11 protein-coding genes are annotated in these 14615 nt (G+C 66.3%); 9 read left to right on the top strand and 2 right to left on the bottom strand.

Annotated elements, in window-relative coordinates; genetic code table 11:
• Window positions 1-186: 186 nt before the first annotated feature.
• The 6 genes from LDO29_RS12110 (at window position 187) to LDO29_RS12085 (ending at window position 4418) form a co-directional block, all read left to right on the top strand.
• A complete protein-coding gene (locus tag LDO29_RS12110) occupies window positions 187-1755 on the top strand; it encodes a protein adenylyltransferase SelO (RefSeq protein WP_224080018.1) in 1569 nt (522 codons plus the stop codon).
• Between the two features lie 115 nt (window positions 1756-1870).
• Entirely contained in the window at window positions 1871-2281 is a 411-nt protein-coding gene (gene msrB / locus LDO29_RS12105; RefSeq protein ID WP_224080017.1) for a peptide-methionine (R)-S-oxide reductase MsrB, read from the top strand.
• A gap of 76 nt (window positions 2282-2357) precedes the next feature.
• On the top strand, window positions 2358-2897 hold the full coding sequence (locus LDO29_RS12100) for a septation protein A (protein ID WP_224080016.1): 540 nt from the start codon (window positions 2358-2360) through the stop codon (window positions 2895-2897).
• A 65-nt stretch (window positions 2898-2962) separates the two neighbouring features.
• Entirely contained in the window at window positions 2963-3277 is a 315-nt protein-coding gene (locus tag LDO29_RS12095; protein ID WP_224080015.1) for a BolA family protein, read from the top strand.
• 4 nt (window positions 3278-3281) lie between these two features.
• Window positions 3282-4076: a peptidylprolyl isomerase gene (locus LDO29_RS12090; RefSeq protein WP_224080014.1), complete on the top strand. Its 795-nt coding sequence runs from the start codon at window positions 3282-3284 to the stop codon at window positions 4074-4076.
• A 51-nt stretch (window positions 4077-4127) separates the two neighbouring features.
• Window positions 4128-4418: a hypothetical protein gene (locus LDO29_RS12085; RefSeq protein ID WP_224080013.1), complete on the top strand. Its 291-nt coding sequence runs from the start codon at window positions 4128-4130 to the stop codon at window positions 4416-4418.
• 97 nt (window positions 4419-4515) lie between these two features.
• On the opposite strand, the gene purL is transcribed toward LDO29_RS12085, so the two are convergent.
• Together purL and LDO29_RS12075 are read right to left on the bottom strand one after the other, a co-directional pair.
• Window positions 4516-8562, bottom strand: coding sequence for a phosphoribosylformylglycinamidine synthase (purL, locus tag LDO29_RS12080; protein ID WP_224080012.1), 4047 nt, complete (start codon window positions 8560-8562; stop codon window positions 4516-4518).
• A gap of 201 nt (window positions 8563-8763) precedes the next feature.
• The gene (locus tag LDO29_RS12075) at window positions 8764-9369 is read right to left on the bottom strand and encodes a winged helix DNA-binding protein (RefSeq protein WP_224080011.1); all 606 of its coding nucleotides are present in this window, start codon (window positions 9367-9369) and stop codon (window positions 8764-8766) included.
• 206 nt (window positions 9370-9575) lie between these two features.
• Here LDO29_RS12075 and LDO29_RS12070 point away from each other — a divergent pair, with 206 nt between their 5' ends.
• The 3 genes from LDO29_RS12070 (at window position 9576) to pgi (ending at window position 14610) form a co-directional block, all read left to right on the top strand.
• Window positions 9576-10931, top strand: coding sequence for an amidase (locus tag LDO29_RS12070; RefSeq protein WP_224080010.1), 1356 nt, complete (start codon window positions 9576-9578; stop codon window positions 10929-10931).
• A 227-nt stretch (window positions 10932-11158) separates the two neighbouring features.
• Window positions 11159-12739 carry an NAD(P)H-hydrate dehydratase gene (locus tag LDO29_RS12065; RefSeq protein WP_224080009.1) on the top strand — a complete coding sequence of 527 codons (1581 nt, stop codon included), beginning with the start codon at window positions 11159-11161 and terminating at the stop codon, window positions 12737-12739.
• A gap of 233 nt (window positions 12740-12972) precedes the next feature.
• Window positions 12973-14610, top strand: a complete 1638-nt coding sequence (pgi, locus tag LDO29_RS12060; RefSeq protein WP_224080008.1) for a glucose-6-phosphate isomerase — start codon at window positions 12973-12975, stop codon at window positions 14608-14610.
• Window positions 14611-14615: the final 5 nt, after the last annotated feature.

Raw genomic sequence — 14615 nt, 5'->3', positions numbered from 1 at the left:
GCCAGGCGGGCCTAATCCGGATGTGGAAGTACAATACTGCGAGCCATGCTGCGCCTCAATATGTCGTTTTCCCTAGCACGCAAGCGCAGTTCCAGGGCAATACTGCATACCGGCGCTGCACCGCTCGCTCGCGGCATTCCCCTGTCAACGCCTGAATCCATCGCGCCGCGCGGTCCGCCCCCGACAATGTCCGATACCCTCAATCCACCTTCAGCCCAGCGCGATACCGATACCTCAGGGAACGGCGCGACATTCCGCGCGCCATTCCGTACAGCCCCCGGCTTTGCCGACCTTGGCGAGTGCTTTTTCACGCGGCTGCGTCCCACGCCGCTGCCCTCGCCCTACCTGGTCAGCATGGCGCCGGCCGCCGCCGCCCTGCTTGGCATGCCGGCCGACGCGTCGGCGCAGGCGGAGTTCATTGAAGCGTTCGTGGGCAACAGCGTTCCCGAATGGGCCGACCCGCTGGCCACCGTGTACTCCGGACACCAGTTCGGCGTATGGGCGGGGCAGCTTGGCGATGGCCGGGCGATCCGCCTCGCGCAGGCGCAGACCGATACCGGCCCGTGGGAAATCCAGCTCAAGGGCGCCGGGCTCACGCCCTATTCGCGCATGGCTGACGGCCGTGCGGTGCTGCGCTCGTCGATCCGTGAGTACCTGTGCTCCGAAGCCATGGCGGCGCTCGGCGTGCCGACCACGCGTGCCATGAGCGTCATCGGCTCGGATGCGCCCGTGCGTCGCGAAACCATTGAGACCGCCGCAGTGGTGACGCGGCTGGCGCCCACGTTCATCCGCTTCGGGCACTTCGAACACTTCGCCGCGCGCGAAGACGTGGCCGCGCTGCGCCAGCTCGCCGACTTCGTCATCGATAATTTCCTGCCGGCCTGCCGGGAAGCCGCCCAGCCCTACCAGGCACTGCTGCGCGAAGTCTCGCTGCGCACGGCCGACCTGGTGGCTCACTGGCAGGCTATCGGCTTCTGCCACGGCGTGATGAATACCGACAATATGTCGATCCTCGGGCTGACTATCGATTATGGCCCGTTCGGCTTCCTCGACGCGTTCGACGCCAACCATATCTGCAACCACTCGGACACGCAGGGCCGCTACGCGTACAGCCAGCAGCCGCAGGTCGCGTTCTGGAACCTGCACTGCCTGGCGCAGGCACTGCTGCCGCTCTGGCTGGAGCCGGACGCCGCCGACGCCGCGCGGGAAGACGCCGTGGCACAGGCGCGCGAAGCGCTGGACCCATTCCGCGACCGCTATGCCAGCGAATTCTTCCGCCACTACCGGGCCAAGCTGGGCCTGCACATGCCTCCTGGCGGCGACAAGGAAGACGAGCCGTTGATGACCAGCCTGTTCCAGCTTCTGCACGAGCAGCGCGTGGACTACACCTTGTTCTGGCGCAACCTCGCCCGCATCTCGTCTTTGGACGGCGCCGGCGATGCGCCGGTGCGTGACTTGTTCCTCGACCGCGCCGCCTGGGATGCCTGGGCGGAGCGCTACCGGGCCCGGCTGCGGGCGGAACAGTCGGACGACACCGGCCGGCGCGCCGCCATGCTGGCGGTCAATCCCAAGTATGTGCTGCGCAACCATCTTGCCGAAACCGCCATCCGCCAGGCACGGGAGAAAGACTTTAGCGAGGTGGACAGGCTGCTAGCCGTGCTGTCGCGTCCCTTTGACGAACAGCCGGAAGCCGAGGCCTACGCTGCACTGCCACCCGACTGGGCGTCGGGCCTGGAAGTGAGCTGCTCGTCGTGAAGCCGACAGGGCGCCGCCCGGCACACCTCCCCGAGCTGGTGTAAGGTTCGGACCACGGCCGCGACCAATGCGTGAGGCCGGCACGACACGCCAGCCCCTACCAAGAGGATTCAGCATGACCACAACCAAGACCGACGCCGAGTGGCGCGAGCAACTCTCCGACATCGAATACCGCGTTACGCGCGAGGCCGCGACCGAACGCCCATTCACCGGCCGTTACTGGGACCACTGGGACAACGGCATCTACAAGTGCGTAGGCTGCGGCACGCCGCTGTTCGAATCGGCCACCAAATTCGACGCCGGATGCGGCTGGCCCAGTTACTTCCGTCCGATCAACGGCGAAGTGATCGCGGAGCACGCCGACCACACGCATGGCATGGTGCGCGTGGAGGTCCGCTGCAAGGAATGCGGCAGCCATCTCGGCCACGTGTTCGAAGATGGCCCCGCCCCGACCGGGCTTCGCTATTGCATCAACTCGGCTGCGTTAAAATTCGACAATCGCGACCCGGCTGAGCGCGACGGCTGACGCACACGCGCCTGGCCGCGCAGCCGGCCCGCGGGCCGGGCGCAGAGCCGGGCCCGCCAACCCAAGCTATTCCTGCATGAAATTCCTGTTCGACCTGTTTCCGGTCATCCTTTTCTTCGCCGCCTTCAAGCTGGCCGGCATTTACACCGCCACGGCCGTGGCCATCGCCGCCACGATGCTGCAGATCGGCTGGGTGTGGCTGCGCCACCGCAAGGTCGAACCCATGCAATGGGTGAGCCTGCTGATCATCGGCGTGTTCGGCGGCGCGACCCTGGTCCTGCACAACGAGACCTTCATCAAGTGGAAGCCAACCGTGCTGTACTGGCTGTTCGCCGCCGCCCTGATGGGCTCGGTGATCGGCTGGCGCAAGAACCTGATCCGCGCCATGATGGAAAAACAGGTCACGCTGCCTGACACGGTGTGGGGCCGCCTCAATGCCGCATGGGCCGGCTTCTTCGCCGCCATGGGGCTGCTGAACCTGTATGTGGCCTTCCAGTTCTCCACCGACACATGGGTGAACTTCAAGCTGTTCGGCAGCATGGGGCTGATGCTCGTCTTCATCATCGCGCAAAGCGTCTGGCTGTCGCGCCACATGCAGGAAAATACGCAGGACTGAGCGCCTGCGCCACATCGGCGGGGCCCGGCTTCCGGATCCCGCCCCAGGATCCCTGAGGAATACAAATGGCAGCTGATCCCGCCACCATCGAGGCGATGCTGCGCGAAGCGCTCGCGCCCAGCCACCTGGTCGTTCGCGACGACAGCGCGTTGCATGCCGGCCACGCCGGCGCGGCATCCGGCGGCGGCCACTACGACGTGACCATCGTCAGCGAGCGCTTTGCAGGCCACACCCGCGTTGCGCGGCACCGCATGGTGTATGATGCGCTGCGCGGTCTGTTCCCCACGCAAATCCACGCTCTGGCCGTGACCGCGTTCACCGATCAAGAATTTCAATCCCGCGAACCGTCAAGCGGTTCTTCCTGCAACTCTCAGACCTGATTCCATGAAGACCACCGTCCTCTCGTTCAGCCTGGCGGCTGTGCTCGCTGCCGGCAGCCTGCCCGCAGCCGCCCAGAATGCCGCTGTCGTGAATGGCAAGGCCATTCCCTCGGCCAAGCTGGACAAGCTGATCGCCGGCACCGGCCAGCCCGACAATGCGGAGCTGCGGGACCGTGCGCGCAACATGCTGATCGACCGCGAACTGCTGGTGCAGGAAGCCAACAAGCGCGGCCTGACGCAGCGTGACGACGTGCAGGAGCAACTGGAACAGGCCCGCCTGAACGTGCTGGCCGGCGCGGTGTTCGAAGACTACGTCAAGACCCACGGCGCCAGCGACGCTGAACTGCGCAAGCAGTACGACAAGATCAAGTCCCAGTTCGGCAACGGCAAGGAATACCACGTGCGCCACATCCTCGTGGAGAAGGAAGCCGACGCCAAGGCCATCATCGCCAAGATCAAGGGCGGCGCCAAGTTCGAGGACATGGCCAAGGCCTCGTCGAAGGATCCGGGCTCGGCAGCCAACGGCGGCGACCTGGACTGGGCCAACAGCGGCAGCTACGTGCCGGAATTCTCGGCGGCCATGACCGGCCTGAAGAAGGGCCAGATGACCGATACGCCGGTCAAGACCCAGTTCGGCTGGCACATCATCGAGCTCGTCGACACCCGCGAAGCCAAGATCCCGAGCTTCGAAGAGGTCAAGCCGCAGCTCATGCAGATGATGATGGGCGACCAGAACTGGCAGCGCGAGCAGTTCCAGGCCATGATGAAGTCCCTCAAGGACAAGGCCAAGATTCAGTAACGCCGCAGACCGGTGCCCCCGCCGGGCTGCAGACTGGAAGGACGCAGCAGCGTGGAGCCTCAAGCCGGCTACTGGCAACTCTGGCATCTCTCTTCCCGGGGCATGTGCTATTGCGCGCTTGCCTCGGCCTCGCTTGACGGCGCCGCCCCCGGGTGGCGCGCACTCCATCATTACCTGCCGCTGCGGGACCGCTATGCGCCGGAGAAGATCCTCCGGGCGGTGGTTGCCTACAAGGAATCGCGCGGCGAAATTATCCCTCCTCAGGATTGCGACCGACACCGGCTGCTCCATTTCGCTTATGCGTCGTGGAGTTCGCGGCTGGTGGCGCCGTTGCCTGAATAAGAAAACGGCGTGGCATACCCTGCCCGGGTCGCGCCACGCCGTCTGAGGCGATTACACGTACCAGACAGCATGTGCTGCCTGGTGGTACCGTCCTACCTTACCCCACCCACTTCCGCGCATTGCGGAACATCCGCATCCACGGGCTGCCGCCATCGGCCACCTGCTTCCAGGCATCCGGCGCCCAGCTCATTGTGGCGGTACGGAACACGCGTTCCGGGTGCGGCATCAGCACGGTGAAGCGGCCATCGGTGGTCGTCACCGAGGTGATGCCGTCCGGCGAACCATTCGGGTTCAGCGGATAGGTCTGCGTGACCGCACCGTGGTTGTCCACGAAGCGCAGCGCCACCTTGGCCTGCCCGATATCGCCCTGTTGCGAGAAGTCCGCAAACCCTTCGCCGTGCGCGACGACGATAGGAATGCGGCTGCCCTCCATCCCCGCGAAGAAGATCGACGGCGACTGCTGCACTTCCACCGTGACGTAGCGTGCCTCGTACTGCTCGGACTGGTTGCGCGTGAACTTCGGCCACGCACCGGCACCCGGGATGATCGGAGCCAGGTTGCTCATCATCTGGCAGCCGTTGCACACGCCCAGCGCGAAGGTGTCCTGGCGGTTGAAGAACGCCGCGAACTGCTCGGCCATCTGCGCATTGAACAGGATGGTCTTGGCCCAGCCTTCGCCGGCGCCTAGCACGTCGCCGTAGCTGAAGCCGCCGCACGCCACAAAGCCGGTGAAGTCAGCCAGGTTGGCTCGGCCCGCGATCAGGTCGCTCATGTGGACGTCATGCGTGTCGAAACCCGCGCGATCCATGCTGTACGCCATTTCGATCTGCGAGTTGACGCCCTGCTCGCGCAGGATGGCCACGCGCGGACGAGCGCCGGTCGCGATGAACGGGGCCGCGATGTCCTCGGCCGAGTCAAAGGTCAGCACCGGGCTGATGCCGGGGTCGGCCGCGTCCAGCAGGCGGTCGTACTCGCTGTCGGCGCAGGCCGGGTTGTCGCGCAGGCGGGCGATGCGCCAGCTCACCTCGCTCCAGTTGCGCTGCAGATCGGTGCGCGACGCGCCGAACACCTTCTTGGCGTCGCGATAGATCTCGATCTGGTCGGTCGTGTTGGGCTTGCCCACCACGTGGCTACAAGCCGACAGGCCGGCTTCACGCAGCACGGCGAACACCGCATCGCGATCCTGCAGGCGCACCTGCACCACCGCGCCAAGCTCTTCCGAGAACAGCGCGCGCACGGTCTGGTCGTTGCGGCGCTCGGCGATCTGCTGGGCCCAGTTCTTGGCGTCGCCATAGTCCTGCTCCTGCTGCGGGTCCAGCGTCAGCATGTCGACGTTCAGCGAGATGCCGCAGTGGCCGGCAAACGCCATTTCCGCCAGCGTGGCCATGAAGCCGCCGTCGGAGCGGTCGTGGTACGACAGCAGCTTGCCCTCGCGGTTCAGGCGCTGGATCACGTTGAAGAAGTTCTTCAGGTCTTCGGCGCTGTCCACGTCCGGCGCGCTGTCACCCACCTGCTGCGTGACCTGGGCCAGGATGCTGCCGCCCATGCGGTTCTTGCCGCGGCCGAGGTCAATGCCGATCAGCACTGTGTCGCCCGCGTCGGTACGCAGCTGCGGCGTCAGCGTACAGTTGACGTCGTCCACCGCGGCAAACGCCGAGATGATCAGCGACACCGGCGCCACCACTTCCTTGGCCACGCCGTCGTCCTGCCACTTGGTGCGCATCGACAGCGAATCCTTGCCCACCGGGATGCTGATGCCGAGTGCCGGGCACAGTTCCATGCCGACGGCATGCACCGTGTCATACAGCTTCGCATCCTCGCCTTCCACGCCGCAGGCCGCCATCCAGTTGGCGGACAGCTTGACCTTGCCCAGGTCCTTGACCGGCGCGGCGGCCAGGTTGGTCAGCGCTTCGCCGATCGCCATGCGGCCGGAGGCCGGCGCGTTGATCACCGCGAGCGGCGTGCGCTCGCCCATCGTCATTGCCTCGCCGGCATTGCCCTTGTAGTCGAGCGTGGTCACGGCCACGTCGGCCACCGGCACCTGCCACGGGCCGACCATCTGGTCGCGCGCGTTCATGCCGCCCACGGTACGGTCGCCGATGCTGATCAGGAACGACTTGTTGGCCACGGTCGGGTGGCGCAGCACGTCGCGCACGGCCTGTTCCAGCGCGACGCCGGTGACGTCCACCGCCGGCAGCGATTGGTCCACGCGCGTCACGTCGCGGTGCATGCGCGGCGGCTTGCCCAGCAGCACCTCCATCGGCATGTTGACCGTGTAGTGCTCCTTGAGCGTGGCATCGACATGCGAATCGACCAGCTGCAGCTGCTTTTCCTCGGTAGCGATACCGACCACCGCGAACGGCGAACGCTCACGCTCGCACATGGCCTGGAACTTCGCGAAATTGTCCGGCGCGATAGCCAGCACGTAGCGTTCCTGCGATTCATTGCACCAGATCTCGGCCGGCGACAGGCCGGACTCTTCCAGGTGCACCTTGCGCAAGTCGAAGCGCGCACCGCGGCCGGCGCCGTCCACCACTTCGGGGAACGCATTGGAGATGCCGCCCGCGCCAACGTCGTGGATCGACAGGATGGGGTTCTCGTCGCCGAGCTGCCAGCACGCGTTGATCACTTCCTGCGCCCGGCGCTCCATCTCCGGGTTGCCGCGCTGGACCGAATCGAAATCCAGATCGGCGGTGTTGGTGCCAGTCGCCATCGAGCTGGCGGCGCCGCCGCCCATGCCGATGCGCATGCCCGGGCCGCCAAGCTGGATCAGCAGCGTGCCGGCCGGCAGCTCGTTCTTGTGCGTGTGGGTAGCGTCGATATTGCCGATGCCGCCCGCGATCATGATGGGCTTGTGGTAGCCGCGCACGGTGCCGCCCACGTTCTGCTCGTAGACGCGGAAGTAGCCGCCCAGGTTGGCGCGGCCGAATTCGTTGTTGAACGCGGCGCCGCCGAGCGGGCCGTCGATCATGATCTGCAGCGGCGAGGCGATGCGGTCCGGCTTGCCGGTCACGCCAGGCTTGTCGTCGGGATTGCGGTGCACCACCGGCTGCGCGGCGTCGCGGTCGTTTTCCCAGGACTCGACGGCCTCGGGCAGCATCAGGTTCGACACCGTGAAGCCGGTCAGGCCGGCCTTGGGCTTGGCGCCGCGGCCGGTCGCGCCCTCGTCGCGGATTTCACCGCCGGCGCCGGTGGAGGCGCCCGGGAACGGCGAGATCGCGGTCGGGTGATTGTGCGTCTCGACCTTCATCAGCGTGTGCGTCAGCGCCTCGTGGCGGCCGTACTTGTGGTTCTCGCCACGCGGGAACCAGCGTTCGGCCACGTCGCCTTCCATCACCGCCGAGTTGTCCGAGTAGGCGACGATCGAGCCCTGCGGATTGAGTTGGTGCGTATTGCGGATCATCGCGAACAGCGACTTGTCCTGCTGCACACCGTCGATGGTCCACGTGGCATTGAAAATCTTGTGGCGGCAGTGTTCGCTGTTGGCCTGCGCGAACATCATCAGTTCGACGTCGGTCGGGTTGCGTTCCAGTTTGGCGTAGGCGTCGATCAGGTAGTCGATCTCGTCCTCGGACAGCGCCAGGCCCATCTCGACGTTGGCCGCGGCCAGCGCACTGCGGCCGGCGGAGATGTCGATGAAGCGCAGCGGCTTGGCCGGCAGCTCCTGGAACAGGCCGGCGGCGTCCTCACGCGAGGCGACCACCGTCTCGGTCATGCGGTCGAACAGGTGCGCGGCCACCGCGGCGCGGGTATCGGCATCCAGCGACTTGCGCCCGCGCAGCAGGCCCTTCTTGCAGACCACGGTGATCTCGATGCCGCGTTCGATGCGGTGCACATGCGTCAGGCCGCAGTTGTGCGCGATGTCGGTGGCCTTGCTGGCCCACGGCGAAATCGTGCCGAAACGCGGAATCACGACAAAGCGGTCACCTTCCGGCTGCTCGGCGAAAGGCGCGCCATAGGTCAGCAGCGCGGCAATCCGGCTTTGGTCTTCAGTGGACAGCGGGGTGTCCGAGTCGACGAAATGGAGGAACTGGCCGTGCACCGATTCGATATCGGTGTCGATCTGCCGCAGGGCGGTGAGCAGGCGTTGCTGGCGGAAGGCGGAAAGCGCCAAAGCGCCGGGGAAGCACGAAAAATGCGCCATGATCGTAGCGGTCGGGAGGCGAAGGAGGTAGGGGCTGCTGCTTGCCGGCACCGCTGCATGGGATGCCGGCCGGCGGGAAACCACTATTGTACCTTGCCGGCACCCGGATTTTGCACTGCGCCATCACGGCAACGCCGTGTTACGGCGCGCCGTGATAATGCTTATTCATCACTTTTTTCGTGTGCCGCGCGATTCCAACGCTCAGAGTGACGTAGCCGAGCGGGCCGCCTGTTCATAGAGCCCGGTCAGCACGCGCAGCAGGCGCGCCAGTTCGCCGATCTCGGCATTTTCCTCGCTGCCCTCCGTGAAGTTGCTGGTCAGGCATTGTTCGCGGATTTCGCGGTAACGGGCACAGGCTTCGGCGCCTGCCTCGGTGGTCGAGTAGGTAGCCTCCTTGCCGATGCGCTCGCCCGTCACCAGCCCCAAGCCTTGCAGCTTCTTGAGTGCATAAGTCACGAGGTGGGTGTCTTCCACGTTCAGCACAAAGCAGATATCGGCCAGGCGCTTGGCCCGGCCGCGGTGGTTGACATGGTGCAGCACCAGCACGTCAAGGAAGGTCAGGTCGCGCACGCCGGCCGCGCCCATGCAGCGCACCACCCACCGGCTGTAGGCGTTGTAGGCAGTGTTCAGCCCGAATTCGAACTCCGACAGTTCCGGGCTGCGCGCCGACACCAGATGCGAAGAGGACACGATATTGGTGCCCGCCGCACGCGACAGCGCGGTGACGGGCTTGACGGGGGCGGTGTCCGGCGCGGGGACGAGGTCCGCTTCGGCGGCCGGACCAGGCGCGGCGGGCTTGCGTGCCATGGGGAATGCTCCTTGCAACCTTGGACGGGAGCCGCCGGGCCCATGCCCTCGGCGCCGCCCCCGCTAATTTTGGCTTGACAGTTTATCGGCAAATTATGAGCATGAGTGCCTGACAAGAACAGGCAGGGCTCGAGCCGCTGCGCGCCTGGAGCCAGCGCACCGGCCACTTCCGGAGCCATCGTACCCTGCCCGCCTCCACGCCATCGATGCTTCCTGACCTCAACACACTGAACGCCCGCCTGCGCGAAGGCGCCACCAGCCGCGCCGAACTCGTCGAGGCAGCCGCCGCGGCGGCGTCCGATACGCGTGCACAGGCCGTGTTCCTGCACAGCACCTTCGACACCGCCATTCAGACCGCGCGCGCCGCCGACGCTGCCAGCCGTGCCGGCAAGCCTCTGCATCCGCTGGCCGGACTGCCTGTCTCGGTAAAGGATCTCTTCGACGTGGCCGGCGAGGTCACGCGCGCCGCGTCGGCCGTACGCCACGATGCCGCCCCGGCCACCACCGACGCCGCCGTGGTCGCCCGCCTGCGCCAGGCCGGTGCAGCCATTGTCGGCCGCACCAACATGAGCGAGTTCGCCTTCTCGGGCGTGGGCATCAATCCCCATTTCGGCACACCGGTAAATCCCGCCAGCACGGACGGCATTGCCCGCATTCCGGGGGGATCCTCTTCAGGCGCAGCTGTTTCGGTGGCTCTGGGCCTGGCGGTGGCCGCGCTCGGGAGCGACACAGGCGGATCGATCCGCATTCCGGCGGCCCTGTGCGGCCTGACCGGCTTCAAGCCGACCACGCGCCGCGTGCCGCTCACCGGAGCCTTTCCGCTGTCCTACACGCTCGACACCGCCTGCGCCATGGCCCGCACGGTCAATGACTGCGTGCTGGTCGACAGCGTGATTGCAGACAGCGCGGTGGTGCCAAGTGCCCCGGCCCCGGCGGCGATCCGCCTGGCCATCCCGCGCCAGGTACTGCTGGATGACCTCGACCCTGTGGTCGCCCGGGCCTTTGACCGCGCACTGGGAAGACTGTCCGCTGCGGGCGTGCAACTGGAACACACGGACCTGCCCGAGCTGGCCGAACTCCCGGGCCTGAACGCCGCCGGCGGCTTCAGCGCGGCCGAGGCCTATGCAATCCATCGCCGGATGCTCGCCAGCCGGCGCGAGCTTTACGACCCACGCGTAGCGATGCGCATTGACCGCGGCGCAGCCATGAGCGCGGCCGACTATGTCGACCTTGCCCGCGCACGCATCGACTGGATCGCGCGGGTAGAAGCCCGCCTGGCCCGCTTCGACGCCGTCATCTGCCCCACCGTGCCGATGGTGGCGCCCGCCATCGAACCGCTGCGCGGTGACGATGACCTGTTCTTCCGCACCAACGCCCTGCTGCTGCGCAATACCTCGGTCTTCAATTTCCTTGACGGCTGTTCGATTTCGCTGCCCTGCCACGCGCCCGACGAACTGCCCGTGGGGCTGATGCTGTCCCATGGGCCGATGCGCGATGCGCAACTGCTCGGCACGGCCCTTGCATTGGAAGGCATCGTGCAACCCGGGCTGCGTGACGAATAAGCCCGCCGCACCTGTGATCTTGCGCCTGCTCCGACCGCCCCAGCATGACGGCCAAGGCAAGCACCCAGGTAGCAAGCCTGTACAACACGCGCCGTCCCGGCGTGCGCACCAGGAGAGATCGAGATGCGAGTCAGATCGCCCATAGTCACGGCACCAACCAGGAGCCCGACATCGACATGGAAGGACCGCTGTCCGCGCTGCGGCCTGGACCATCCGGCTGAACCCGCATGAATCCGACGCAACCTTGTCCCCTCATTCCGTCCGAAGGCTGGACAGCGCTGGCCGCTGACTCGGCGCAGGCCATCCCGCTCTACGATGTCGAGACCATCCGCCGCATCGAGAATGCCGCTTTCGCGCGCCTGCCGTCGTTTGAACTGATGTCTCGCGCCGGGGGCGCTGCCGCCAGTTGGCTGGCGCAGCATGTACCGCAAGGATTGCTGCTGTTCCTGGCCGGCCCCGGCAATAACGGCGGCGACGCGATCGTCGCCGCGACGCACCTGCACCAGACGGGACGCGAAGTGCAGGTCTGGCTCACCGCCGATCCCGCACGCATGCCAGCCGACGCAACGCGTGCATGGCAGGACGCCAGCGCCGCGGGCGTGCCCATGCAGACCATGCCGGCGACGGCCGCCTGGCCCGATGGGATGACGGCAGTCGTAGACGGCCTGCTCGGCATTGGCCTGAACCGTGCCGCAGGCGGCACCATCGCCGCCTGGATCGAGCACCTCGCACAGGCGCCGGCACCGGTATTCGCGCTCGATATTCCGAGCGGCCTGTTTGCAGATACCGGTGCCGGCGAGCCCGCGGTCCGCGCGTGCCGCACGCTCACATTCCTCGGCGCCAAGCCCGGCCTGCTCACACTGGATGGGCGCGACTGCGCCGGCATCGTCGACATTGCCCCGCTTGGCCTGGACTATCCGCCCGCGGAGGCGCCGCGCGCCTGGGTGAACGGACCAGCGCTGTTCCGGCACGCACTGCCAGCGCGCAGCCACGCCGCCAACAAGGGCACTTTCGGCTCGCTTGCAATCATTGGCGGCAGCACCGGCATGACCGGTGCCCCGCTGCTGGGCGCGCGCGCAGCGCAGTTCCTCGGCGCCGGCAAAGTCCATATCGGCTTCCTTGCGCCGGCTGCACCTGCCATCGATCCGGTCCATCCCGAACTGATGCTGCACCCGCTGTCGGAACTTGCATCCGACGCAATGTCAGCACTGGTCATTGGCCCAGGCATGGGTACCGATCCGGGCGCACGCAAGACACTGGCGCAATTACTGGAAGATGCTGGCCGCCGCACCTCGCCGCCATCACTGGTCCTCGATGCGGACGCACTCAACCTGCTGGCCGGAGATGCCAGCTTGGCTGCCACGCTGTCGGCCTCGGGACTGCCACGCATCATGACGCCACACCCGCTCGAGGCAGCACGCCTGCTGGGCTGCACCGTGGACGCGGTGCAGCGCGACCGCCTGGCAGCCGCCGATGCGCTGGCGAAACAATGGCAGGCCGTGATCGTACTCAAGGGCTCGGGTTCAGTGATTGCCGCGCCCGGCACGTCCGCCAGCGCGATCAACCCGACCGGCAACGCGGCGCTCGCGAGCGCGGGGACGGGCGACGTCCTGGCCGGCATGGCCGGCGCGCTGCTTGCCCAGGACATGCCACTGCTGCAGGCAGCGCTGGCTGCCGTATGGATTCATGGCCGGGCGGCCGATATGCTGGTGGCAACGGGCGCAGGGCCGGCCGGACTCACGGCGAGTGAACTCTACATCCCTGCGCGCACGATCCTGAATGGGCTCTTGCGTGGCGACGCAAGATAGCGCAACAGGGTTGCACCGGTGCATCAGCGGACACAATAACGGACACAATTGCGCCATAACATCGCCACAATCGGACAAAGGCCGACAGGCCCGCAGTGACGAAGTGCGCTACCGTTTCATCTCGTAACGATAACGGCATACGACAACGCGTGATCGACGCAAGACACACCTTATACTTGCAAGACCCGGAAGATTTCCAGGTATCGAGCTCCTGCAACGAATCTGTGCCCTGCATGCCCACCAACCTTCACGCCTGGAACGCCCTCCTGCAGCATCACGACGCCATTCGCGACAACCAGATGCGGGACTGGTTTGCCGAGGATGGCGAGAACCGCGTCAGGCAGTTTTCGCTGGAAGCCGCCGGGCTATACCTGGACTACTCCAAGAACCGGATCACGCCGCAGACCATGCAGTTGCTGCTGCAGCTTGCCGATGAGGCCGGTGTTCCGGCTCGCCGCGATGCCATGTTCGCCGGCGAGCATATCAACTTGACGGAAGACCGCGCCGCATTGCACGTCGCGCTTCGCGCTACCGCTGGCGCTGGCTTCAAGGTGGATGGCGTGCCTGTGATGCCCTGCATCCAGAATGTCCTGGTGCGCATGCGGACCTTCTCCGAAGCGGTACGCAGCGGTGCGTGGACCGGCACGAGCGGCGAGCGTATCACCGATGTCGTGAACATCGGCATCGGGGGCTCGGACCTCGGCCCGAAGATGGTATGCCGCGCGCTGTCGCACCTGGCACACGACGACGGCCATCCGGGGCCGCGCATGCATTTCGTGTCGAACGTCGACGGCACCGAGCTGGCCGAAACCCTTGAGCGACTGGATCCACGGCGGACGCTGATGATCGTCTGCTCGAAGACCTTTACCACGCTGGAAACCATGGCCAATGCGCACAGCGCGCGCCAATGGTACCTGGCCAATGGCGTGACCGAGGATCAGCTGGCCCGGCACTTCGTCGCGGTGTCGACCAATGTGGAGGCCGTGCGCGCCTTCGGCATCGACCCAGCCAATATGTTCGAGTTCTGGGACTGGATCGGCGGCCGCTTCTCGCTGTGGTCCTCGGTGGGCCTGTCGATCGCCCTGGCAGTCGGTTTCAATGCGTTTGCCGACCTGCTTGCAGGCGGACGCGCCATGGACGAGCACTTCCGCACCGCTCCGCTCGAACGCAACATGCCGGTCGTGATGGGCATGCTCGGCGTCTGGCACCGCAATTTCTTCAACCTGCCGACCAGCTGCATGGCGCCCTACTCCACCTCGCTGGAGCTCTTTCCCGCGTTCCTGCAGCAACTGGAGATGGAAAGCAACGGCAAGTCGGTGCAGCTCAACGGGCGCCGCATACGCGCACATACGTCGCCCGTCGTGTGGGGTACCGCGGGCACCAATGGCCAGCATGCGTACTTCCAGAAGATTCACCAGGGGTCGCAGATCGTGCCGGTGGATTTCGTTGCGCCGCTGGTGCCGCCGCGCGAACTGCCCGGCCACCATGCGAAACTGCTGGCCAATTGCTTTGCCCAGGCAGAAGCGCTGATGCGCGGCCGTTCCGCCGAGGAACTGCGCGCTGCCGGCATGACCGACGAACTGCGCATCGCCCATATGGTCTTCGAGGGTAACCGCCCCAGCAATACGCTGCTGATGGAAGACCTGACGCCGCACGTGCTGGGCGCCCTGATCGCGCTCTATGAACACAGGACGTTCGTGCAAGGCGTGGTCTGGAACATCAATTCCTTCGACCAGTGGGGCGTGGAACTGGGCAAGATCCTGGCTCGCCCCATCGAAGCCGAACTGAACGGCGCCGAAGCCGGCCAGCACGATGCATCCACGGCGGCCCTGGTTGCCAGGGCCCGCGGCGTGCTGGCGCGAGGTAGCTAAACCTC

Source organism: Cupriavidus laharis, assembly GCF_914271435.1.
GTDB lineage: Bacteria > Pseudomonadota > Gammaproteobacteria > Burkholderiales > Burkholderiaceae > Cupriavidus > Cupriavidus laharis.
Note: the sequence above shows the minus strand (reverse complement) of the source record. Positions and strands in the feature narration are given on the sequence as shown.

Coding starts and splice junctions, on each gene's coding strand:
- LDO29_RS12110 (WP_224080018.1), top strand. CDS start 187: ATGTCCGATACCCTCAATCCACCTTCAGCCCAGCGCGATACCGATACC.
- msrB (WP_224080017.1), top strand. CDS start 1,871: ATGACCACAACCAAGACCGACGCCGAGTGGCGCGAGCAACTCTCCGAC.
- LDO29_RS12100 (WP_224080016.1), top strand. CDS start 2,358: ATGAAATTCCTGTTCGACCTGTTTCCGGTCATCCTTTTCTTCGCCGCC.
- LDO29_RS12095 (WP_224080015.1), top strand. CDS start 2,963: ATGGCAGCTGATCCCGCCACCATCGAGGCGATGCTGCGCGAAGCGCTC.
- LDO29_RS12090 (WP_224080014.1), top strand. CDS start 3,282: ATGAAGACCACCGTCCTCTCGTTCAGCCTGGCGGCTGTGCTCGCTGCC.
- purL (WP_224080012.1), bottom strand. CDS start 8,562: ATGGCGCATTTTTCGTGCTTCCCCGGCGCTTTGGCGCTTTCCGCCTTC.
- LDO29_RS12075 (WP_224080011.1), bottom strand. CDS start 9,369: ATGGCACGCAAGCCCGCCGCGCCTGGTCCGGCCGCCGAAGCGGACCTC.
- LDO29_RS12070 (WP_224080010.1), top strand. CDS start 9,576: ATGCTTCCTGACCTCAACACACTGAACGCCCGCCTGCGCGAAGGCGCC.
- LDO29_RS12065 (WP_224080009.1), top strand. CDS start 11,159: ATGAATCCGACGCAACCTTGTCCCCTCATTCCGTCCGAAGGCTGGACA.
- pgi (WP_224080008.1), top strand. CDS start 12,973: ATGCCCACCAACCTTCACGCCTGGAACGCCCTCCTGCAGCATCACGAC.